General features: G+C 68.3%; 18 protein-coding genes and 1 tRNA gene. 12 read left to right on the top strand and 7 right to left on the bottom strand.

Annotated features, from left to right (window positions below):
• The first annotated feature begins 106 nt into the window (after nucleotides 1-106).
• Both motA and ASG72_RS14670 read left to right on the top strand, forming a co-directional pair.
• Complete coding sequence (motA, locus tag ASG72_RS14675; protein WP_056713439.1) at nucleotides 107-970, top strand: flagellar motor stator protein MotA; 864 nt, start codon at nucleotides 107-109, stop codon at nucleotides 968-970.
• Nucleotides 971-992: 22 nt separating this feature from the next.
• Nucleotides 993-1,859, top strand: coding sequence for a flagellar motor protein MotB (locus ASG72_RS14670; protein WP_056713437.1), 867 nt, complete (start codon nucleotides 993-995; stop codon nucleotides 1,857-1,859).
• Nucleotides 1,860-2,005: 146 nt separating this feature from the next.
• Here ASG72_RS14670 and ASG72_RS14665 read toward each other — a convergent pair.
• Nucleotides 2,006-2,079 (bottom strand) — tRNA-Gln (locus ASG72_RS14665).
• Between the two features lie 321 nt (nucleotides 2,080-2,400).
• A complete protein-coding gene (gene glpK / locus ASG72_RS14660; protein ID WP_056713435.1) occupies nucleotides 2,401-3,903 on the bottom strand; it encodes a glycerol kinase GlpK in 1,503 nt (500 codons plus the stop codon).
• A gap of 220 nt (nucleotides 3,904-4,123) precedes the next feature.
• Here glpK and ASG72_RS14655 point away from each other — a divergent pair, with 220 nt between their 5' ends.
• Together ASG72_RS14655 and ASG72_RS14650 are read left to right on the top strand one after the other, a co-directional pair.
• Nucleotides 4,124-5,272 (top strand): Ppx/GppA phosphatase family protein, encoded by a 1,149-nt coding sequence (locus ASG72_RS14655; RefSeq protein WP_244488811.1) that lies wholly within the window; start codon nucleotides 4,124-4,126, stop codon nucleotides 5,270-5,272.
• Nucleotides 5,273-5,334: 62 nt separating this feature from the next.
• On the top strand, nucleotides 5,335-6,090 hold the full coding sequence (locus ASG72_RS14650; RefSeq protein ID WP_056713432.1) for an RlmE family RNA methyltransferase: 756 nt from the start codon (nucleotides 5,335-5,337) through the stop codon (nucleotides 6,088-6,090).
• Here ASG72_RS14650 and ASG72_RS14645 read toward each other — a convergent pair.
• The 3 genes from ASG72_RS14645 to ASG72_RS14635 form a co-directional block, all read right to left on the bottom strand.
• Entirely contained in the window at nucleotides 6,087-6,371 is a 285-nt protein-coding gene (locus tag ASG72_RS14645) for a type II toxin-antitoxin system mRNA interferase toxin, RelE/StbE family (protein WP_056713430.1), read from the bottom strand. The two genes, ASG72_RS14650 and ASG72_RS14645, sit on opposite strands and share 4 nt — an antisense overlap.
• Entirely contained in the window at nucleotides 6,368-6,655 is a 288-nt protein-coding gene (locus ASG72_RS14640; protein ID WP_056713428.1) for a hypothetical protein, read from the bottom strand. Before ASG72_RS14640 ends, ASG72_RS14645 begins: the two co-directional genes overlap by 4 nt.
• Nucleotides 6,656-6,727: 72 nt before the next feature.
• On the bottom strand, nucleotides 6,728-8,167 hold the full coding sequence (locus tag ASG72_RS14635) for an MFS transporter (RefSeq protein ID WP_082540360.1): 1,440 nt from the start codon (nucleotides 8,165-8,167) through the stop codon (nucleotides 6,728-6,730).
• 281 nt (nucleotides 8,168-8,448) lie between these two features.
• Between ASG72_RS14635 and guaB the strand changes: the two genes are divergently transcribed.
• The 7 genes from guaB to ASG72_RS14600 all read left to right on the top strand — a co-directional run bounded on the left by guaB (nucleotide 8,449) and on the right by ASG72_RS14600 (nucleotide 17,753).
• Entirely contained in the window at nucleotides 8,449-9,936 is a 1,488-nt protein-coding gene (gene guaB / locus ASG72_RS14630; protein ID WP_056713426.1) for an IMP dehydrogenase, read from the top strand.
• 37 nt (nucleotides 9,937-9,973) lie between these two features.
• A complete protein-coding gene (locus ASG72_RS14625) occupies nucleotides 9,974-10,384 on the top strand; it encodes an MAPEG family protein (protein WP_056713424.1) in 411 nt (136 codons plus the stop codon).
• Between the two features lie 216 nt (nucleotides 10,385-10,600).
• Nucleotides 10,601-11,671: a DUF2865 domain-containing protein gene (locus ASG72_RS14620; protein WP_056713422.1), complete on the top strand. Its 1,071-nt coding sequence runs from the start codon at nucleotides 10,601-10,603 to the stop codon at nucleotides 11,669-11,671.
• A gap of 180 nt (nucleotides 11,672-11,851) precedes the next feature.
• Nucleotides 11,852-12,865 (top strand): extracellular solute-binding protein, encoded by a 1,014-nt coding sequence (locus tag ASG72_RS14615; protein WP_056713419.1) that lies wholly within the window; start codon nucleotides 11,852-11,854, stop codon nucleotides 12,863-12,865.
• A gap of 26 nt (nucleotides 12,866-12,891) precedes the next feature.
• Nucleotides 12,892-14,544 (top strand): iron ABC transporter permease, encoded by a 1,653-nt coding sequence (locus tag ASG72_RS14610; RefSeq protein WP_056713417.1) that lies wholly within the window; start codon nucleotides 12,892-12,894, stop codon nucleotides 14,542-14,544.
• Nucleotides 14,545-14,670: 126 nt separating this feature from the next.
• Nucleotides 14,671-16,428: an AsmA-like C-terminal region-containing protein gene (locus tag ASG72_RS14605; RefSeq protein WP_056713415.1), complete on the top strand. Its 1,758-nt coding sequence runs from the start codon at nucleotides 14,671-14,673 to the stop codon at nucleotides 16,426-16,428.
• Between the two features lie 146 nt (nucleotides 16,429-16,574).
• Complete coding sequence (locus ASG72_RS14600; RefSeq protein WP_056713413.1) at nucleotides 16,575-17,753, top strand: homoserine O-acetyltransferase; 1,179 nt, start codon at nucleotides 16,575-16,577, stop codon at nucleotides 17,751-17,753.
• Between the two features lie 24 nt (nucleotides 17,754-17,777).
• Here the strand turns inward: ASG72_RS14600 and ASG72_RS14595 are convergent, their stop codons facing one another.
• On the bottom strand, nucleotides 17,778-19,085 hold the full coding sequence (locus ASG72_RS14595) for a mechanosensitive ion channel domain-containing protein (RefSeq protein ID WP_082540358.1): 1,308 nt from the start codon (nucleotides 19,083-19,085) through the stop codon (nucleotides 17,778-17,780).
• Between the two features lie 72 nt (nucleotides 19,086-19,157).
• Nucleotides 19,158-19,790, bottom strand: a complete 633-nt coding sequence (locus ASG72_RS14590) for a MarC family protein (RefSeq protein WP_056713411.1) — start codon at nucleotides 19,788-19,790, stop codon at nucleotides 19,158-19,160.
• A gap of 338 nt (nucleotides 19,791-20,128) precedes the next feature.
• Here ASG72_RS14590 and gyrA point away from each other — a divergent pair, with 338 nt between their 5' ends.
• Nucleotides 20,129-22,924: a DNA gyrase subunit A gene (gene gyrA / locus ASG72_RS14585; RefSeq protein WP_056713408.1), complete on the top strand. Its 2,796-nt coding sequence runs from the start codon at nucleotides 20,129-20,131 to the stop codon at nucleotides 22,922-22,924.

Here is a 22,924-nt window from a genome sequence, read left to right as displayed (position 1 = left end):
CAGACCCCCTGCCCTAAACGTGACCTTAACCTCGATCGGTCATTTCGTCGGATTGAGAATGGCGTCGCGCGGGCCTTATCCGCCGCGGCCCCGGGGGTGGCAATTCATGCGGCTGATCGTCGGCACAATCATCGTCTTTGTCTGCGTCTTCGGCGGCTATGCGGCGATGGGCGGCAAACTTCTCGTCCTGTGGCAGCCCTTCGAGTTCGTCATCATCCTCGGCGCTGCCATCGGAGCCTTCATCATCGGCAACCCCGCTCCGGTGCTCAAGGCCGTACCCGCCATGCTGGGCACGCTGGTGAAGGGACCGAAATACAAGCAGGAATGCTATGTCGAGCTGCTCGGGATGCAGTACTCGCTGTACAAGCTCGTCAAGCAGAAGGGCCTGCTCGCCGTCGAGCAGCATATCGAGAATCCCAGCCAGTCGACGCTGTTCAACGCCTTCCCGACCTTCGCCGCCAACCACCACGCCGTGGAATTCGTCTGCGATTACATGCGCATGGTGACGATGGGCGCCAACAACGTCCATGAGATGGACGCGCTGATGGACGAGGAGCTGGAGACGCATCACCAGGAGCAGGAGCGCATCGTCGCCTCGATGCAGTCGATCGCCGACGGCACCCCGGCGCTGGGCATCGTCGCCGCCGTGCTCGGCGTGATCAAGACGATGGGCTCGATCACCGAGCCGCCGGAGGTTCTCGGGCATCTGATCGGCGGCGCGCTCGTCGGCACCTTCTTCGGCGTCTTCGTCGCCTATGGCTTCTTCGGCCCGATGGCGCAGTCGCTCAAAGGCATCTTCGAGGCGGAATCGAAATATTATCTGTCGCTCAAGGCCGGGCTGCTCGCGCATATCAGCGGCCAGCCCCCGGTGATGGCGGTGGAATTCGCGCGCAAGGCGCTGATGAGCGACGTCCGCCCGAGCTTCAGCGAGGTTGAGGCGGCGACCGCGAACCTGCCCGCCAATATCTGACCCATTCGCCAGAAGGCACCCAATGGCCAATCCGATCCAGCCGATCATCATCAAGAAGGTCAAGAAGGCCGCTCACGCCCATCATGGCGGGGCCTGGAAGATCGCCTATGCGGATTTCGTGACCGCGATGATGGCGTTCTTCCTGTTGATGTGGCTGATCAGCATGACCACCCAGGAGCAGAAGGTCGGGCTGGCGGAGTATTTCGCGCCGGCGGCGCTCAGCCCCAGCAACAGCGGCGCCGGCGGCATCTTGATGGGTACCGCGCTCGACAGCTCGGGCAACAGATCCTCGGTGCCGCGCGACACGGCGATGGGCACCAGCAAGCAGGACGGCTCGCGCCGGACCTCGGGGCGCGCCAGCGACCGCGAGGCGAGCCGCCCGGCCTCCGGTTCGCAGGCCGACCACAGCGCCGTCGCCAGCCTGCGGCAGGCGCTGCAGACCCTGCCGGAGGTCGCCGAATTGTCCCGCAACATCGTCATCGAGGTGACCAAGGACGGGATCAACGTCTCCCTCGTCGACGAGCAGGGGCGGTCGATGTTTCCGGAAAATTCCGTCCAGCCCTATGAGCGCACAAGGCTGGTGCTGAAGGCGCTGGCGCCGACCCTGCGCCGGCTGCCGAACCGGCTCTCCGTCACCGGCCACACCGCCGCCGCGCGCCCCGGCTCCGTGCAAAGCGTCGATTCCTGGAACCTCACCGCCGGCCGTGCGCTGGCGGTGCGCGAGGTGCTGTCGTCGGCGGGCATGCCCAATGACCGCTTCGCTTCCGTGGTGGGCCGCGCCGACACCGAGCCGGTCTTCCCCGACAACCCTTATGTCCCCCAGAACCGCCGCGTGACGATCACCCTGCTCAACGAAGAGCCGCCGCTGCCCCCCGGCGGCCTGCGCTGAGGCGGAAGGCGGGCTGGTCCGACAGGGCGGATGAGAGGTTGCGGGCGAACGAGCTGGCCGAGACGCGGGCGGCGCGGGCGATCGGATACGATCGCGCAGCGGGGCAATGGACGAAAGAGCGAGAATTTGCAGCGGAGCCACGCGAGTGGCTGGGGGACTAGGATTCGAACCTAGACAACCAGAGTCAGAGTCTGGGGTCCTACCGTTAGACGATCCCCCAACGGTGCTTTGCGCTGGTTTGCGGCGCTCGCGTTGGTGTGGCGCGGTCTAATCAATGGCTGCGCGGATGGCAAGCCCCGATTGCAGGGATGATGAAACTTTGACGACACCCCTGCCCCACTCCCGCCGGGCAAAACACTGAACGCCGAGCCTTGGGCGCGCCACGCCGCCGTCCGTCTGCGAAAAGGCTTTCCGAGCTCCGAGCGAAAAGGCTTGGCGCGAAACGCCGGTCGAGCCGGGTCTCGCCGGAGGCGCCCGTCGGCCTGCCGCCCGCCCGCGCCGCTTTGCCCGCCGCGTCCCGGCCCCGCTGCGACGCGTCGGCTCAGGTGCCGGTCAGCGTCCGGCGCACGCTGTCGCGCCAGCCGGCCACCTTGCGGCCGCGCTCCGCCTCCGCCATAGCCGGGCTGAAGCGGCGCTCCAAGCGCCAGAGATCGGCGAAACGCTCGGGCTCGGGCAGCAGCCCGGCGTCGAGCCCGGCCAGATAGGCCGCGCCCAGCGCCGTCGTCTCCAGCACGGAGGGGCGGTCGATCGGCAGGCCGAGAATGTCGGCGAGGCGCTGCATCGTCCAGTCGGAGGCGACCATGCCGCCATCGACGCGCAGGATCGCGCGGCCATGCCTGGCGTCGGGCCAATCGGCCTGCATCGCCTCGATCAGGTCGAGCGTCTGGTAGCAGACGCTCTCCAGCGCCGCGCGGGCGAATTCGCGGGGGCCGGTATTGCGCGTCAGCCCGAACATCGCGCCGCGCGCCTGCGCATCCCAATGCGGCGCGCCGAGGCCGACGAAGGCCGGCACGAGATAGACCTCCTGCGCCGGGTCCGCCGCCTCCGCCAGCGGGCCGGTCTCGCTGGCATGGGCGATCAGGCCGAGCCCGTCGCGCAGCCATTGCACCGCCGCGCCGGCGATGAAGATCGAGCCTTCGAGGGCGTAGCTGCGCTCGCCGTTCAGCTGATAGGCGATGGTGCTGAGCAGGCGGTTCTTCGAGGCGACGGCGGTGGAGCCGGTGTTGAGCAGCGCGAAGCAGCCGGTGCCATAGGTCGATTTGACCATGCCGGGGGTGAAACAGGCCTGGCCGATCGTCGCCGCCTGCTGGTCGCCCGCCATGCCGCGAATCGGGATCGCCGTGCCGAAGAGGTCGGGGGTGGTGTCGCCGAAATGGCAGGCGCAGTCGCGGACCTCCGGCAGGATCGCGGCGGGGATGCCGAGCAGGGCCAGGAGATCCTGGTCCCAGACGCCGCGCCTGATGTCGAAGAGCAGGGTGCGGGCGGCATTGGTGGCGTCGGTGGCGTGGACCGCTCCGCCGGTCAGGCGCCAGAGCAGGAAACTGTCGACGGTGCCGAAGGCGAGCTCGCCCGCCTCGGCGCGGCGCCGCGCGCCCGGCACGTGATCGAGCAGCCAGGCGATTTTTGTGCCGGAGAAATAGGGGTCGATGCGCAGGCCGGTGCGCTCGGCCACCAAGGCCTCGTGCCCCGCCGCGACGAGCTCGGCGCAGAGCGGGGCGGTGCGCCGATCCTGCCAGACGATGGCGCGGTGGACGGCACGGCCGGTGCGGCGGTCCCAGAGCAGCGTCGTCTCGCGCTGGTTGGTGATGCCGATCGCGGCGATGGCTTTGGCGTCCAGCCCGGCCTTGTCGAGGGCGGCGCGACAGGTGGCGACGACGCTGGACCAGATGTCCTCCGGCTCGTGCTCCACCCAGCCGGAGGCAGGAAAATGCTGTTGATATTCCTGCTGGGCCGAGGCGACGGGCTTGAGCCCGGCATCGAAGACGATGGCGCGCGACGAGGTGGTGCCCTGGTCGATCGCGAGAAGATAGCGGTTTGCGGCCATGATGGCGTCGTCCTGCCCTGATCGGCCGGCTCGGCGCGGCCCTGCCGCCAGACTGGCCGATCCACGCCCCGCGCCGCAAGACGCCGCCGCCCCGCCGGAGGTTTCCGCTTGGCACCGGCGTCAAGCTGTTGTTACGCTCTGTCCCGAACAGGCAGCCGGACATGTCGTCCGGCCTCGCCGCAGGGTCGCAGGATCCGCGGCTGCCGAGAGGATGGACGCGGTGGCCGTCGAGGATCGGCACGACAGTGGCGTCGCGCATGCGGCGCCCAAGGGGAGCCATGGCGATACCGCCCCATCCGGTGCGGCTCCCCTCGCCGGCCTGTCGCTGTCCGCCCTGCCCCGCCCGCAGCAAGCCTATGCGGCCCCGGATTATGCGCCCCGGCCGCCGGCCGCGACCTATGCGGCGCTGGATCTCGGCACCAATAATTGCCGGCTGCTGATCGCGCGCCCGGCGCAGCATGGGTTTCGGGTCGTCGACGCGTTTTCGCGGATCGTGCGCCTCGGCGAAGGGCTCGCCGCCAGCGGGCGGCTGAACGAGGCGGCGATGGATCGCGCCGTCGAGGCGCTCAAAATCTGCCAGGTCAAGATGGTGCAGCGCGGCGTCACCCGCGCCAGGCTGGTGACCACCGAAGCCTGCCGCGCCGCGACCAATGGGCTCGAATTCGTGCGGCGCGTGGCCCGGGAGGCGGAGCTCGAACTCGAGATCGTCGACCAGCGCACGGAAGCCTCGCTCGCGGTGTCGGGATGTGCCGCGCTGGCCGACCCCGCCGCGGAAGGGGTGATCGTCTTCGACATCGGCGGCGGCTCCACCGAGATCATCTGGATGGGCGGGCGCAACGAGGCGCGCGATCCGGCGGCGCGGATCAAGGAATGGGCGTCGCTGCCGATCGGCGTGGTGACCGTGGCGGAGCGCTATGGCGGCTTCGAGGTCGGGCGCGAGCTGTTCGAGCGCATGGTCGAGGATTGCGCGCAGGCGCTGGAGCCCTTCGTCAAGAAGGCGGCGGGCGCGCGCGGGGCGCGGAATTTCCACCTGCTCGGGACCTCCGGCACCGTCACCACCGTGGCCGGCATCCATCTCGACCTGCCCCGCTACGACCGCCGCGTGGTGGACGGGCTGTGGATGCGCCAGGAGGATATCTGCTCGGTCATCGACCGGCTGATCGATATGGACTATGCCGCACGGGCGGCCAATGCCTGCATCGGGCGGGAACGGGCCGATCTCGTGCTGGCGGGCTGCGCGATCTTCGAGGCGATCAGGCGCGCCTTTCCCAGCGACCGCGTCCGCATCGCCGATCGGGGCCTGCGCGAAGGCATTTTGCTGCGGATGATGCATGAGGACCGGGCCTGGTGGCGGCGCAGGCCGGCATGAGCCCCGCGTCAGCGGCGTGAGCGGCGTCGCACAGGCGTGAGCCCGACAGGAATGGACCAGGCATGAGCGTCGGCAAATCGGGCGGCAAATCGAAAGTCGCCGGAGCCCGGGATCTCCGGGTGAAGGTGAAGAAGGCGGGGAAGCTCAAGCATTCCTCGCAGCTCTGGCTCGAGCGCCAGCTCAACGACCCCTATGTCAAGCGGGCGCGCGAACTCGGCCATCGCTCCCGCGCCGCCTTCAAGCTCGAGGAGATGGACGACCGCTACAAATTCCTGAAGCCGGGCCAGAAGCTGATCGACCTCGGCTGCGCGCCGGGCGGCTGGTGCCAGATCGCGGCGAAGCGCATCGGGCTGGAGCAGGGCAAGGGGCGGATCGTCGGCATCGACCTGCTGCCGGTCGATCCGATCCCCGGCGTCGAACTGATCGAGATGGATTTCATGGACGAGGCCGCCCCTGCCCTGCTGACGCAGCGGCTCGGCGGACGCGCCGACGGGGTGATGTCCGACATGGCGGCCAACACCACGGGTCACAAGAAGACCGACCACCTCAAGATCATCGGGCTCGCCGAGGCGGCGCTGGAATTCGCGCATACGATCCTGGCGCCGGGCGGGTTCTTCCTGGCCAAGCTGTTCCAGGGCGGAGAGAGCGCGGCGCTGCTCGCCGAGCTGAAGCGCGATTTCGTCACCGTGCGCAATGTGAAGCCCGCCGCCAGCCGGCCCGATTCCTCGGAGCTCTATGTGCTGGCGACGGGATATCGGCGCAAGCCTGGGGAGGCTGGGAGCTTGAGCATCGGCAGCTCGCAGGACGACAGCGCCTAGCGAGGCTGCGGCCATTGTCTCGCGGCATGGAGCACGCGGAGAATGCGGATCCGATCAACCGAGAGATCGTAGACGAGGATGTAATTCGGGTGCACGACGAGCTCTCGGGTTTTGTCGACCCGACCCACCCGCCCGAGCTCGGGGTGGACAGCCAGACGCTGCGCCGCATCGCTGAAGAGCAGATCCAGCGTCACCGCGGCGGCCGCATTGTCGCGCTCGATATGATCGTAGATCGTCTCCCGGTCGCGCAGTGCCGGCCGGGTCCAGACGACCTGTGTCATTTGCGCGGCGTCAGACCCTGGCGCGTCGCCTCCCGACGGCGCTCGAAATGCGCTTCGACATCGGCAGCGCTGACGACATCACCGGTTTCGGCGGCTGCGATGCCGGTTTCGACCTGCCGTCGAAACCAGTCGTCATATTCGGCAGCCTGCTTCTGCTGCCGGACGAAATCCCGCATGAAGTCGCGTAGAAGCTGCGCGCTGGAGCGGTCCTGCGCTTTCGCCGCCGTCGCGAAGGCACTCTTCAGGCTTTCCTCGACGCGGAAGGTAAACGTCGCCTCGCTCATGGACGTCGTGCTCCGTGTTACATCCGTAGTACAATAGCACCTGTCTTCGCGAACCGAAATCGTCCGCCCCCCTCACCCCGGCGGCTTCTGGTCCGCGATCGCTTCGGCCGTCGCGGCGGCGGCGCGGGGCTGGCCGTGGCCCGACACTTCGGCGCCGGCATCGGGGGCGAGCCGCGCCATGATGAAGACCGAGGAGGCGGAGACCAGCCCGACCAAGACGAAGGCCGGCCAGAAATCGCCGGCGCCCAATGCCTGCCCGCCATGATAGGCGTTGGCGGCTTCCAGCGCGAAGGCGCCGATGGTGACGCCGAGGCTGAGCGAGAGCTGCTGCGCGACGCTGGACAGGCTGGTGGCGCCGGACATTTCGCGCTTGCCGACATCGGCATAGCTGAGCGCGTTGAGGCCGGTGAATTGCAGCGAACGGAAGCAGCCGCCGATGAGCAGGATGCCGAGCATCAGCCAATAGGGCGTCGCCGGGGTGAAGAAGCCGGACAGAGCGAGCAGGCCCGAGCCGATCACGGCATTGACCGCCAGCACCCGCCGGAAGCCGAACCGGGCCAGGATCCGCCGCGCCAAGGTCTTCATGATCAGCGCGCCGGCGGCGGAGGCGAAGGTGACGAGGCCCGATTGCAGCGCGTTCATGCCGAAGCCGAGCTGCAGCATCAAGGGCAGCAGGAACGGCAGTGCGCCGATCCCGGTCCGGAAGATCGACCCGCCGATCACGCCGATCCGGTAGGTCGGGATGCGCAGCAGGCTGAAATCGAGCACGGGATGGGCGACGCGCCTGGCGTGGAAGCCATAGGCGATCAGCGCGATGAGGCCGGCGGCGACGGCGCCATAGGAGATCGCGAGCGGCACGAGATGGCGCCCGCCCGTCGCCAGCCCCAGCATCAGCGCCGCGAAGCCGAACCCGGTCAGCAGGAAGCCCGTGACGTCGAGCGGCGCGACGTCATCCTCGCGGATATCGTCGAAATACAGCGTCGCCAGCACGATGCCGACGATCCCGATCGGGATGTTGATCAGGAAGATCCAGCGCCAGTCGAAATAGGTGGTGATGAAGCCGCCGAGCGGCGGGCCGACGACGGGTCCGACCAGCGCGGGAACCGTGAGATAGGCGAGCGCGCCGACGAGCTCGGATTTCTCGACGCTGCGCAGGATCACCAGCCGGCCGACCGGGACCATCATCGCCCCGCCCATGCCCTGCAGGAAGCGCGCGCCGACGAAGGCCCCGAGCGAATTGGAGACGGCGCAGCAGAGCGAGCCCAGCATGAAGACGGCGAGCGCGGCACGGAAGATGGTGCGGGCGCCATAGCGGTCGGCCATCCAGCCGGAGACAGGGATGAAGACGGCGAGGCTGACGAGATAGGAGGTCAGCGCCAGCTTCAGCGCGATCGGATCCTCCCCCAGAGCGGCGGCGATCACCGGCAGGGATGTCGCGATCACCGTGGAATCGGTGTTCTCCATGAACAGCGCGCAGGCGACGATCAGGGGAAGGAGCTTGGCGCGGTGCAAGGCGGGCGATTCTCGGCGGGAGATGCTGCCGATCTAGGCCGGCACGGCGGCGAAGGCGAGGCGCGGCACGGGGCTCCGGCGCAGGGGCCGCTCTGCTCCGGGGACATGGCGGCGGCCGGCTATTGTCGCGCTGCACAAAGATTCGCAGCGCGGCCTCTAGCGGCGATGTCACACGCGTGATAACGGGCCTCGTCAACCCGATCACGGGCTCGTTCCGCCCGCTTTCGAACCGGCCGCATATCCGGCCCCCGGAGTTGACGATGGCAATCGACACACATGGCATGATCCGCGACGGCCTGATCCGCGAAGGGCTGACCTTCGACGACGTGCTGCTCGAGCCCGGCCCATCGGACGTGCTGCCCTCGCAAGTCGACATCCGGACGCAGCTGACCAAGACGATCTCGCTCAACCTGCCGATCATCGCCTCGGCCATGGATACGGTGACCGAGGCGCGCATGGCGATCGCCATGGCGCAGGCCGGCGGCCTCGGCGTCGTCCACCGCAATCTGGAAGCCGACCAGCAGGCGGCGCAGGTGCGGCTGGTGAAGAAGTTCGAATCGGGGATGGTCGCCAATCCGATCACCATTTTCCCGGACGAGACGCTGGGCGACGCGCTGGCGATCATGAAGCACAATGCGATCTCCGGCATCCCGGTGGTCGAGCGCGGGCCGCAGGGCCACAAGGGCAAGCTGGTCGGCATCCTGACCAATCGCGACGTGCGCTTCGCCGCCAATCCGGAGCAGCCGGTCTCCGAGATCATGACCAAGGACAGGCTGATCACGGTGCGCGAGGGCGTGTCGCAGGACGAGGCCCGCCGCCTGCTGCACCAGTTCCGCATCGAGAAGCTGCTGGTGGTCGACGATCACTATCGCTGCATCGGGCTGATCACCGTCAAGGACATGGAGAAGCAGGTCGCCCATCCCCATGCCGCCAAGGATTCGCAGGGGCGCCTGCTGGTGGCGGCTGCGACCACCACCGGCGAGCTCGGCTTCGAGCGCTCGGAGCTGCTGGTCGATGCCGGGGTCGACATCATCGTCGTCGATACTGCCCATGGCCATTCCGCCATGGTGCTCGAGGCGGTGACGCGGGTGAAGAAGCTGTCCAATGCGGTGCAGGTGATCGCCGGCAACGTCGCCACCGCCGGCGGCGCGCAGGCGCTGATCGATGCCGGTGCGGATGCGGTCAAGGTCGGCATCGGCCCCGGCTCGATCTGCACCACGCGCATCGTCGCGGGCGTCGGCGTGCCGCAGCTCACCGCGGTGCTGGACGCCGCCTCCGCCGCGGCGAAATCCGGCATCCCGGTGATCGCCGATGGCGGCATCAAATATTCCGGCGACCTCGCCAAGGCGCTCGCCGCCGGCGCCTCCTGCGCCATGGTCGGCTCGCTGCTCGCCGGCACGGACGAGACTCCCGGCGAGACCTTCCTCTATCAGGGCCGCTCCTACAAATCCTATCGCGGGATGGGCTCCGTCGGCGCCATGGCGCGCGGCTCGGCCGACCGCTATTTTCAGCAGGACATCAAGGATGCGCTGAAGCTGGTGCCGGAAGGCGTCGAGGGGCAGGTCGCCTATAAGGGCCCGGTGTCGAGCGTGCTGCACCAGCTCGCGGGCGGGCTGCGGGCGGCGATGGGCTATGTCGGCGGGCGCGATCTCGCGGATTACCAGAGCAAGGCGCGCTTCATCCGCATCTCGAGCGCCGGGCTGCGCGAGAGCCACGTCCATGACGTGACGATCGTGCGCGAGAGCCCGAACTATCCCACGCGTTCCTGAACCCCCTTCCCGCCCCTCGCTCCATCAAGGATCGGCGATGACGCTCAAGCTGCTCTACCCCGCCCTCGCCCAGATTCTCTGGACCTTCGTGGTGCTCGGCATCACCTTCGCCCGCCGGCGCCGCGCTCTGATGAGCAAGGAGGTGCGCATGGCCGATGTCGCGGTCTCCACCGAACGCTACCCGCAGGATGCGCGGCTGGCGGCCGCCAATTTCACCAATCAGTTCGAGACGCCGGTCCTGTTCTTCGCGCTGATCATGATCGCGATGGAGGTCGGGGCGACCGGCTTCCTGATGACGCTGCTGGCCTGGGCCTTCGTCGCGACGCGGGTGGTCCATACGTTGATCCATACCGGATCGAACGATCTGCGGCTGCGTGCCTCCGTCTTCGGCCTCGGCGTGCTGGCATTGCTGGTGATGTGGATCCTGGTGGTGGTGACGATCGTCTGACGTCTCGGCGACTTGCCTACTCGCCGTCCCGGCTTGTCAGACGCCACCTAGTCATAGCGGCGCGGCGCGTTAAGCATCGCGCCGCTTTTCTGTTGGCGGCGAGGCGCCAAGATTGAATCCTAACAAAAGGTAAACTACACGAAAATTGCGGCGGACAAGTGAAGCAGGCGTGGGTGGAGTAGGCGCATGTTGCGTGTCCGTAATGACGATCATCCCATGAGGCGCGGCACGCGCGTTCGCGAGCCGGTGGCCGCAGCGTCGCCGCTGCCCTCCCCCTCGCGCGTTTCGCGGCTGGCTGCGATGGCCGGCGTCGGCATGGCTCTGGGAGCCGGCGGCGCCGTTCTGGCGGTGTCGATGGTCCAGGCCGGCGACGATGCCGGCGTCCGGGCCTTCCACCTGCAGGAGGCCGCCAGTCGCCGCGCCAGCCTGCATCAGAGCGCCCCGGCCGCGACGGCCTATGCGCCGAGCCGGCCCGGCCTGTCCCTGCCGCTGTTCCAGACCCGCGGCGATGGCCGCATCGCCCATCCGCCGGTCGCCCTCAACCCCTTCGCCCGCGCCGAAACCGCGGCCGGCGCCGCGCCACGCGGCAAGCCGAAGCTCCGGCAGGCCGGGCTGGCGCCCGCCTCATCCGCGGCGCGCAGCATCTGCGTGCGCCTCTGCGACGGTTTCCACGCGCCGATCGGGCTGGTCCGGACCAGCGCCGACATGAAGGCGCATGACGAGCTCTGCCGGGCGATGAATCCGGGCGTCCCGGTCCAGGTGTTCCGCGTGCCGGCCGGCGTCGAGTCGATCGACGGGGCGCAGACGCTGGACGGCAAGCGCTACAACACCATGCCGGTCGCCTTCGGTTACGAGAAGGCCGCCGACCCGGCCTGCCGCCCCGCCATCGTGAAGGAGGGCGAGCGGCGGGTGTCGCTGCTGCGCGATTTCACGTTGCGCCCCGGGGACAGCGTCGTGCTGGACGGCAAGGTCAAGACCTTCGTCGGCGGCTCGCGCTGGCCCTACAGCCCGCGGGATTTTCGCGATTTCCGGACCGCCAGCGAGTTGAGCCAGAGCGAGCGTCGCGAGATCGACGAGCGGGTCGGTCTCTCGCGCCGCGAGGCCGATGCACGTTCGCTCCGGCGCCGCATGGCGCTGCGCGAGGCGAGCCTGCAGGAGCCGGCGCTGCAGGAGGCGAGCCTCCAGGACCCGACCATCGCCAGCGATGCGCTGCCGCTGCGCGGCTCGCTCGGCCCGACGGTCCGCGGACCGGTGCGCATCATCGCGATTTCCGCGACCGGCCGGTGAGCGGGAGCGGCGTCAGGCCGCCTCGCCGAGATTAGAATTATCCTAATCTTGGAGCTTATTTAGAACGACTATAAGCCTTTGAAATCACGGCGTTTTCGGTTGACTGCCGCAAGCGCCGCCTCTACCGGTTCCCTCCATGCGAAGCCTCGGTTCTGGCTCGCGCTTGTGAAGGAGCGAAGCATGACCCCCACGACCCGCCTGTGCGCGCTGGCGCTGACGTCCTCGCTGATGGCCGTGCCGGCCCTCGCCCAGAGCGTCAACCTCTACACCACACGCGAGCCCGGCCTGCTCAACCCGGTGCTCGAATCCTTCACCAAAGACACCGGCATCAAGGTCAACGCAGTCTTCCTGAAGGACGGGCTGCAGGAGCGCGTCAAGGCCGAGGGCTCCAACAGCCCCGCCGACGTGATGTTGATGGTCGATGTCGGGCAGATCGACGCCGCCGCCGCCGCGGGCGTGACGCAGCCGGTGAGCTCCGCCACCGTCGACAAGATCGTGCCGAAGCAGCTGCGCGGCGCCGACAACAACTGGGTCACGCTGACCCAGCGCGCCCGCGTCGTCATCGTCTCGAAGGAGCGCGTGAAGCAGGATTCGATCGGCTACGAGGATCTCGCCGACCCCAAATGGAAGGGCAAGCTCTGCATCCGCGCCGGCCAGCACCCCTATAACAACGCGTTCTTCGCCGCCTATCTCGCCCATTACGGCGCGGAGAAGACGGAAGCCTTCCTGAAGGGCGTCAAGGCCAACACGGCGCGCAAGCCCGGCGGCGGCGACAGGGAAGTGGCGCGCGACATCCAGTCCGGCCAGTGCGACATCGGCCTGATCAACACCTATTACATCGGGCTGATGAGCCAGGCGAAGAACGAGCAGAAGGGCTGGTACGACGCCATCAAGCCGCTGAAGAGCAGCTTCAAGGATGGCGGCACGCATGTGAACGTCTCCGCCGCGGCGATCGCCAAGCACGCGCCGAACAAGGAGAATGCCGTCAAGCTGATCGAATATATGTTGAGCGAGAAGGCCCAGACGCTCTATGCGGATGGTAATTTCGAGTTCCCGGTCAACCCCGACGTCAAGGAAAGCGCCGCCGTGAAGCTGCTCGGCACGATCACGCCCGACCGGATCCCGCTCTCCGATATCGCCAAGAACCGCAAGGCGGCGGCCGATCTCGTCGACAAGGTCGGCTTCGACAATTGACCTCTGCGACGTCCTCACAGGACGCCTTGCGACGGCCGCCACGCCTGTGGCGGCCGTCGACGCGTTTCGCCTATGCCGCCGGGCTGGGCGCGGCGCTGGTGGCAATGCCGATCGTGGCGCTGGCGCTGCTCGCTTTGTCGCCACAGGCGGCATCGATCTGGCCGCATCTGGCGGCGAACGTCATTCCCCGCGCGCTCGGCCAGACCGTGCTGCTGCTCATCGGCGTCGGCGGCGTCTGCGGCGTCATCGGGGTGGCCACGGCCTGGCTGGTGACGCAGTACGAATTTCCGGGGCGGCGCGCGCTGGAATGGCTGCTGGTGCTGCCGCTCGCCGTGCCGACCTACATCACCGCCTATATCTATGTGGAGGTCATGGGCTTCCAGGGTCCGCTGCAGAGCGCGCTGCGCGCCTTGACGGGCTGGCGCTCGCTGCGGGAGTACTGGTTCCCCGATCCGCGCAACCTCCCGGGCGCGATCCTGATCCTGTCGCTGGTGCTGTATCCTTACGTCTATCTCAGCGTGCGGGCGCTGTTCGGGGTGCAGGGCGCGACGATCATGGAAGCGGCGCGCACGCTCGGCGCCAGCGGCCGCACGCGCTTCTGGCGCATCGCCCTGCCGATGGCCCGGCCGGCCTTGGCGGCGGGGCTGACCCTGGCTCTCTTGGAGACGCTGAACGACATCGGCGCCAGCGAATATCTCGGCGTGCAATCGCTGACCTTGTCGATCTACACGACCTGGCTGAACCGGAATTCGCTCGCCGGCGCGGCGCAGATCGCCTGCGTGATGCTGCTGCTGGTGGTCGGGCTGATCCTGCTCGAGGCGAGGCTGCGCGGCCAGCGCCGCTTCGCCCTGCCCGTCCGGCAGCCGCGCGCGGCGGGACGGCTGCGCCTGCAGGGACGCCAGGCGGCGCTGGCGGCGCTGGCCTGCGCGCTGCCGGTCGTGTTCGGGGCGATCGTGCCGCTCGGTTTCCTGATCGGGCAGGTCTGGATGCGCGACCTGCTGGGGCAGATCGATGCCGCGCTGCTGCGGCAGCTGGCGAACGCGCTGCTGCTGGCGCTCGCCGCGACGCTCTGCGTCGTCGGGCTCGGGCTGTCGATCGTGGTGGCGCTGCGGCTCGGGCGCGAGTCCTGGCTCGGCCTGCTGGCGCGCATCGCCTCGCTCGGCTACGCCGTGCCGGGCACGGTTCTGGCGCTGGGTGTGCTGGCACCGTTGGCGGCGCTGGACAATCTCGTCGCCGATGCGGCGCGCGCCTGGTTCGGCCTCGCCACCGGGCTGATCCTGATCGGGTCCGGCGCGGCGCTGGTCATCGCCTATACCGCCCGCTTCCTCTCCATCGCGGTCACCGGGGTGCAGAGCGGCTATGCCCGCGTCTCCAACCGAATCGACGATGCCGCGCGCATGCTGGGCGCCGGCACGCCGGAGCTGCTGCGGCGGATCCATGGGCCGATGATACGGCCGGCCATCGCCGCGGCGGGCCTCTTGGTCTTCGTCGATTGCCTGAAGGAGCTGCCGGCGACCCTGCTGCTGCGGCCGCTCAACGTCGAGACGCTGGCGACGATCGTCTACGGCCACGCCTCGCGCGGCGCCTTCGAGGACGGCGCCCTCGCCGCGCTGCTGATCGTGCTGGCGGGGCTCTATCCGGTCTTCGTGCTGGCCCGCGCGAGCGGCGGGCGCGATTAGCGGCTCGCGGGCAAGGCGCGATCCACACGCCAAATCCGGCCAAACTCGACAAGGCGGCGGCGGCGTCATAAACCGGTTCGCGCCTGGGACCCGGCGGGAGCCGGCTCCACGACCGCGCAAGGGCTCATGACACGACGCGCCTCGATACTGGCCTATTGCCTCGCCATCGTCATCCTGCTCCTGGGCCTGCAGTCCTGGAGCATCGCGGTGGCGCGCATCGAGCAGAGCGTCGTCGCCGCGATCGCGGCACGGACCGGGCTGGTGGTGACGCGGCAGGAGCGGGCCGAGATCGCGCTGCTGCCGCTGCCGCGGATCAGCCTGTCCAATGTCGAATTCCGGCACGAGGGCGGCGCCTTGGCCGGCACCGCCCTGCGCGTCAGGGCCACGGTGCAATTGCTGCCGCTGCTGCTCGGCCGCTTCGGCTTCGACCGGATCGATTTCGTCGGCCCGCAGATCGACGTCGCCGTCAACGGCCCCTCCAACGGCTTCGCCGACTGGCTGGCCGCACCGGTCGCGGCCCTCTCCGGCATGAACGGCAATGCGCGGATCGTGATCAGCGGGGGCGCCGTGTTCATGCGCGCCGGCGGCGCCATCCAGACCATCCTGCGCGAGGTCAACATCGTCGTCGGCGAGCGCGATCGGGACGACCCGCTGGAGCTTTCGGGAACGGTTAATTGGCGCGGCGTGCCCAATGAGCTCAGCCTCCTCTGGCCGCTGGGGACGGGCGTCGGCAAGCTGATGCTGTCGGCGGCCTCGCCGCTGATGAACCTGCAGTTTTCCGGCCAGCGCGCATCGCCGAGCGAGCCGGTGATCCAGGGCGACCTCGCCCTCTCCACCCGCTCCTTCGAGGATCTGCTGGCCTGGTTCGGCGAGCGGCCGCGCCTCGCCTCGGCGGTCGGCGAGCTCTCGCTGAAAGCCGATGCGCAGATCAAGCCGAACGAGGCCTCGCTGAGCACGGTCACCGTGTCGCTGGATGGCGAGACGCTGATCGGGGCGATCAAGCTCGGCGATGCGGGGGAGCGGCTGGCGCTGTCGGGCACGCTGGCGGGGTCGTCGCTCGATCTCGGCCGGCTGCTGACGCGGCTGCAGGCGGCGCCGGTGACGGCGCAGAACGAGCGGGACCCGCTCAACTTCTCGGAATGGACCGGGCACGACGTCGATCTGCGCGTATCGGTGGAGGCCGCCCGTTTCAACGGCGCACGCCTCAGCGACGCGGCGCTCTACCTGCTGGTGAAGCGCGGGCGCTTCGAGGCCGGCCTGCTCCGGGCCGGCGCCTATGGCGGCAGCGGCAAGGGGCGGATCCTCGCGGTCGCGGCACCCGGCGGGGTGGAGCTGAAGCTGCAGGCCGGCTTCGACAAGCTGGCGCTCGGCCAGGCCGCCGCGGCCATGCCCGCGCTGCCGCGGCTCAGCGGAACGGCCTCCGGGCAGCTGTCGCTCGAAGGCACGGGCACTACCGCCGAGGATATTCTGGCGACGCTGAACGGCAAGGCCGTGCTGTCGCTGCGCCAGGGCGAGCTGGCGGGTTTCGCCTTCGCCGAGATGCTGCGCCGGGCCGACCGCATGCCGGCCTCGCCCGCGGGCGAGTGGCGGCAGGGCCGCACCGGATTCGAATCCGCGCTGCTCTCCCTCACCATCAGCAATGGCGAGGCGACCGTCACCGAAGGCCTGATGAGCGGGCCGAGCTATCGCCTGTCGCTGGCGGGCCAGGCCTCGCTGCCCCGGCGCGAGATCGAGATGGGGCTGTCGCTGGCCCCGCCCTCAGGCGCGGTGCGGCTGCCCTTCACTCTGCGCGGACCGCTCGATGCGCCGGTTCTGGAGCTCGATCGCGCCGCCGCGCCGCGGGCCAATGGCGCGGCGCTGCCGCTGGGAGACGGGCTGCGCTGAGCCGCGGGCGCCGCGGGTGGCGATCTCCGGCCGGCCCCGATCACAGCCGCGGCGCAGCTGCCGCAAATGCCGCTTTTCTTCGTCCCGCATTTCGGCTCTGATGCCGCCAAGGGCCGCGTCGACGGTCGCGCAGGGAGGGATGTCGCATGAAATCGTGGCTCGCGGGCGCGGTCTGCGCCCTTCAATTCGTCATGGGCGGGATCGTGCAGGCGCAGGACCTCATCGTCGAGAAGAAGGTATTCGAGCTTCCGAGCTTCACCACCCAATCGGGTCGCACGCTGAAATCGGTCAAGATCGGCTGGGAAAGCTACGGGACGCTGAATGCCGAGAAGTCGAACGCGATCCTGATCTGCCATTTCTTCTCCGGCAATTCGCATGCGGCCGGCAAATACGCCGCGGCGGATGCGGCGCCGGGCTATTGGGACGCGATCATCGGCCCGGGCAAGGCGATCGACACCAACAAATATTTCGTGCTGGCCTCCGACACGCTGGTCAACCTCAACACCGGCGATCCGAAGACGACGACCACCGGCCCCGCCAGCCTCGATCCCGACACCGGCAAGCCCTATGGGCTCGACTTCCCCGTGGTGACCATCCGCGATTTCGTCGAGGTTCAGAAGGCGCTGGTGGAGAGCCTCGGCATCCGCAAGCTTGCCCTCGTCGCCGGACCCTCGATGGGGGCGCTGCAGACCTATGAGTGGGCGGCGAGCCATCCCGATATGGTGGCCAAGGCGATGCCGGTGATCGGCGCCGCGGAGGCCGATGCGCAGCTGATCGCCTGGCTCGATGTCTGGGCGGCGCCGATCCTGGTCGACCCCAACTGGAACAAGGGCGATTACTACGGCAAGACGCCGCCGAATGCCGGGCTCGCCAAGGCGCTGACCGTGGTGACGCTGCAGGCCAATCACGGCAAATGGACCAATGGGACCTTCGGCCGCCGTCCGGCCAAGGAGGGCGACGACCCGGCGAAGACGCTTTCGGCGAAGTTCCAGGTGCAGAGCGTGCTGGACAATGCCGGCGAGGCGCGCGCCAAGGTCTCGGACGCCAACCACTTCCTCTATCTCGTCAAGGCGAACCAGCTCTTCGCCGCCGGCGGCAAATCCCTGGCCGACGGCGTCGCCAAGATGCGCATGCCGGTGCTGCTGATCAGCCAGCCGGAGGATCTGGTCTTCACTCCCGACATGATCGCGCGCACAGCGGAGGGGCTGAAGACGAGCGGCGGCAGCGTGACCCAGGTGACCATCGAAGGCTCGCGCGGGCATCTCGACGGGGTGATCTCGATGAAGCAGGCGGAAGGCGCGATCAAAGCCTTCCTGGAGAAATAGCGGAGGGAGCCGGCGCGGGACGCATCAGCGCTCTACCCCCCTCACCTCCACCGGGGTGCGCATGATGATCTCGCGATGCGGGAAGGGTATCGCGATGCCGGCGGCCTTGAACGCGTCCCACAGCCCCAGCAGCACCTGACCCCTGACATTGGTCAGGCCGTTGCTGGGATCGGCGATCCAGAAGCGCAGCTTGAAATCGAGCGAGGAGGCACCGAAACCGGTCAGCCAGCAGACCGGCGCGATATGAGTGCTGACGCGCGCGACCTGCTTGGCCGTCTCGATCGCGATGCGGCTGACCTCGTGCGGGTCGCTGTCATAGGAGGTGCCGAACGCGACATCGATGCGGACATAATCGCTGGAGAAGGACCAGTTCACCACCTGGTTGGTGATCATCTGCTCGTTGGGGATCAGATATTCGCGCCCGTCGCGGGTGATGACGGAGACGAAGCGGGAGCGCAGATCGCGGATCGAGCCGAAGGTATCACCGAGCGAGATGGTGTCGCCGGGCTTGATCGACTTGTCGAGCAGGATGATGATCCCGGAGATGAAGTTCGAGACGACCTTCTGCAGGCCGAAGCCGATGCCGACGCCGACGGCCCCGGAGAACACCGTGATTGCCGTGAGATCGATGCCCGTCGCGGCCAGTGCCGTCGCCCCGGCGACGATGATCAGCGCGATCTTGATGAGCTTCGCGATCAGCACCTTGAAGGATGGCGAGAGATCCTGCGAGCGCTGCACCGAATGCGACAGCACGCTGCCGAGCAGCACCGCGAACCAGATCAGCGAGACCAGCGCGACGAGCAGCTTCAGCACCAGCAGCAGCGAGATCCGGACCGCGCCGAGCGTGATCGCGGCCCGGTCGAAAGCGGCCAGGACCGGCGCGTCCAGCCCCACCACCATCAGCGCCACATAGCTCCAGCCGGCGATGGCGACGATGCGGGCGATGGTGACCGAGCGGATGATCCGGGTCAGCGCCGAGATGAAGAACCAGGCCGCGGCCAGGGTACTCGCCGCCGCGAGCAGCTGCGCCTCGAAGGGGCCGGCCGCAAGCGTCAGCGCGAGCTGGCAGACATAGAGCCAGAGCGCATAGAGCAGCCAGCGCAGGCGCCGCATGAAGGCGATGATGACGCGCAGCAGGTCGGGATTGCCCTTGATGCGGCGGGCGGCCTGTTCGAGCCGCGGTTCCAGCCGCGCCGCCAGCCAGATCGCGACGGGAAAGCCGAGGAGGATGGCGGCCAGCTGCGACAGCAGCCAGCGATCCGACAGCGCGTCGTTCAGCGCCGCCAGGAGCTGGTGGGCGGCGAGGCTGGCATTGGCGAGATTGGCGGACATCGGGTGTGGAGCGGCTCCGGCGGATGACAGGCGTAACGCCCGAAGCTCCGCAACGATCCCTCGCCGGCGCGCCTAGCCCGCCCGGATCACCGCCCTCACCCCGTCGATGACGAATTGCACGGCCAGCGCGGCCAGAATCACGCCGAGCAGCCGCGTCAGCACGACATTGCCGGTGACGCCGAGCAGCCGGGCGATCGGCGTCGCCAGCAGGAACACGACCAGGCAGGATAGGATGACCAGCGCGGTGATCGCCGCCAGCGCTCCGAATTGCAGCCAGCTGCCCTCCGCCCGGCCCGCGAGCAGCATCATCGCCGTCAGCGCGCCAGGCCCCGCCATCAGCGGGATGGCGAGCGGGAAGGCGGCGACATTGCGGATATGGTCCTGGGTGATGGCGATCTGCGCCGTCTGCGCCTTGCGCTCGTTGCGGCGCTCGAACACCATCTCGAACGAGATCCAGAACAGCAGCAGCCCGCCCGCGATGCGGAAGGCCGGGAGCGAGACGCCGAGTGCCTTCAGGACCACATCGCCCGCCAGGCCGAAGAACGCCATGATGCCGAAGGCGATGATGCAGGCTCGCACCGCCACCTGCCGGCGCTCGGCATCCGACATGCCCCGCGTCAGCGACAGGAAGATCGGCGCGAGGCCGGGCGGGTCCAGCGTCACCAGCAGCGTGACCAGGGCGGAGGTGAGGTAATCCAGCGTCATGGCGGCAGTAAGCCATGACCGGGCCCGTGCCGGAAGAGCTCGCGCGCGTTTTCAGGCGTCGGAGGCGCGGCGGCACCATCGCGAAGGTCGCTCCGGCCCGTAATGTCGCCGCCCTCAGCCGCGATCAGCGTGCGAGTGGCAGGGCGCTTTTTCCCGTTGCCGGCGCCCAATCAAGGCGGGAATGTGGAGCGGTTCGGGAGCCGATCGGCGATCTGCGCCCAAGCCCCTGAAATCATTGTTTTTATTTTCCCCTGAAAAGCGGGCGCGGCGGCTGGCCTCGGCGGCCGGAATCGGATAGCCAGAAGCCTGAAAAACCTCGGAAATCGGGACATCATCCCTTGAGCGAAGACGACGACAGCAAGCGCCCGGACGAGCCGCATTTCGGCGGCGACATCAAGCCGATCTCGATCACCGACGAGATGAAGAAGAGCTATCTCGATTACGCGATGAGCGTGATCGTGAGCCGCGCTCTGCCGGATGTGCGCGACGGGTTGAAGCCGGTGCATCGGCGCATCCTGTTCTCGATGCACGAGAACAAGAACACGCCGGACCGGCCCTATACGAAATGCGCCCGCATCGTCGGCGACACGATGGGCAAGTACCATCCGCACGGCAATCTCGCGGTGTATGACGCGCTGGTCCGCATGGCCCAGGATTTCTCGCTGCGCCTGCCGCTGATCGACGGCCAGGGCAATTTCGGCTCGATGGACGGCGATTCCCCGGCGGCCGATCGCTATACCGAGGCGCGGCTCGACAAGGCGGCGATGTCGCTGCTCGAGGATCTCGACCTCGACACCGTCGCGTTCCAGCCGAACTATGACGGCAAGGAGCAGGAGCCGACGGTCCTGCCGGCGCGCTTCCCCAATCTGCTGGTCAACGGCGCCGGCGGCATCGCGGTCGGCATGGCGACGAACATCCCGCCACATAATCTCGGCGAGGTGATCGATGCCTGCATCGCGCTGATCGACAATCCCGAGATCACCATCGACGAGCTGATCGAGCATGTGCCGGGGCCGGATTTCCCGACCGGCGCGATGATCATGGGGCGCAGCGGCATCCACGCCGCCTATCACACCGGGCGCGGCTCGATCGTGATGCGCTCGAAGACGCATATCGAGGAGCTGCGCAAGGAGCGCGAGGCGATCATCGTCACCGAGGTGCCCTACCAGGTGAACAAGGCGTCGATGGTCGAGAAGATCGCCGATATGGTGCGCGAGAAGCGCATCGAAGGCATTTCCGACCTGCGCGACGAATCCAGCCGCGAAGGCGTGCGCGTCGTCATCGAGCTGAAGCGCGACGCGCTCTCGGACGTGGTGCTGAACCAGCTCTACCGCTTCACCCAGCTGCAGACCTCCTTCGGCTGCAACATGGTGGCGCTGACCGGCGGGCGGCCCGAGGTGCTGAACCTGCGGGACTTCATCGTCGCCTTCGTCGAGTTCCGCGAGGAGGTCGTCTCCCGGCGCACGCGCTACCTGCTCAACAAGGCCCGCGAGCGCGCCCATGTGCTGTGCGGGCTGGCGACGGCGGTCGCCAATATCGACGAGGTGATCCGCCTGATCCGCACCGCCCCGACACCGGCCAGTGCCCATGCGGCGCTGATGGATCGGGACTGGCCGGCCGACGACATCGCCCCGCTGATCGCGCTCGTCGACGATCCGCGCCACCCGATCAATCCCGACGGCACTTACCGGCTCTCCGACGCGCAGGCGAAGGCGATCCTGGAGCTGCGCCTCGCCCGCCTGACCGCCCTGGGCCGCGACGAGATCGGCGACGAGCTCGAGAAGCTCGCCAAGGAGATCGCCGACTATCTCGACATCCTGCGTTCGCGCCAGCGCATCCAGGGGATCATCAAGACGGAGCTCGCCGAGGTGAAGGCGGCCTTCGCCACGCCGCGCCGCACCGAGATCCAGGATTGGGGCTCCGACCTCGACGACGAGGATCTGATCGCGCGCGAGGACATGGTCGTCACCGTCTCGCATGCCGGCTACATCAAGCGCGTGCCGCTCTCGACCTATCGGGCGCAGAAGCGCGGCGGCAAGGGCCGCTCCGGCATGGCGACGCGGGACGAGGATTTCGTCACCCGGCTGTTCGTCGCCAACACCCATACGCCGATCATCTTCTTCTCCTCGCTGGGCCAGGCCTATAAGGAGAAGGTCTGGCGCCTGCCGCTGGCGGCGCCGAATGCGCGTGGCAAATTCCTCAACAACATGCTGCCGCTCGATCCGCAGGAGCGCATCACCACGGTGATGCCGCTGCCGGAGAACGAGGAGGATTGGGACCGGCTGGACGTGATGTTCGCGACCGCCAGCGGCAATGTCCGCCGCAACAAGCTGTCGGATTTCGTCAACGTCAATCGCAACGGCAAGATCGCGATGAAGCTCGACGAGGGCGACAGCATCGTCGACGTGCAGATCTGCTCCGAGAACGATGATGTGCTGCTGACCACGGCCGCGGGCCAGTGCATCCGCTTCCCGGTCCCCGAGGTCCGCGTCTTCAAGGGGCGCGACTCCACCGGCGTGCGCGGCATCAACCTCGCCAAGGGCGATACGGTGATCTCGCTGGCGATCCTGCACCATCTCGACGCGACGCCCGACGAGCGCGCCGCCTATCTCAAGCGCTCCGCCGCGGCCCGCAAAGCCTTCAACGGCGAAGGCGAGGATGTGGCGGAGGCCGCCGCCCCGGTCGATGCCGAGGAGGCCGCCAGCGACATCGAGCTCGGGCTCGAGCGCTATGCGCAGATGGACGCGGCCGAGCAGTTCATCCTGACCGTGTCGGAGAAGGGCTATGGCAAGCGCAGCTCCTCCTTCGAGTATCGGGTGACCGGGCGCGGCGGCAAGGGCATCGTCGCCATGGTCGTCAACGAGCGCAACGGCAAGCTCGTCGCCTCCTTCCCGGTCAGCGAGACCGACCAGATCATGCTGGTGACGGATGGCGGGCAGGTGATCCGCGTGCCCGTCGATGCCGGGGCGGGCAACCGCATCCGGATCGCCGGCCGCTCGACGCAAGGGGTGACGATCTTCGACACCGCCGCCGGCGAGAAGGTGGTCTCGGTCGAATGCGTCAGCGACGATGGCGAGGGCGAGGAGGCCGAGGCCGGCCCGGCAGCCGAGGAGAGCGGCGGCACCGCCGGCTGA

It is taken from the genome of Allobosea sp. Leaf344 (genome assembly GCF_001426225.1).
GTDB lineage: Bacteria > Pseudomonadota > Alphaproteobacteria > Rhizobiales > Beijerinckiaceae > Allobosea.
Note: the sequence above shows the minus strand (reverse complement) of the source record. Positions and strands in the feature narration are given on the sequence as shown.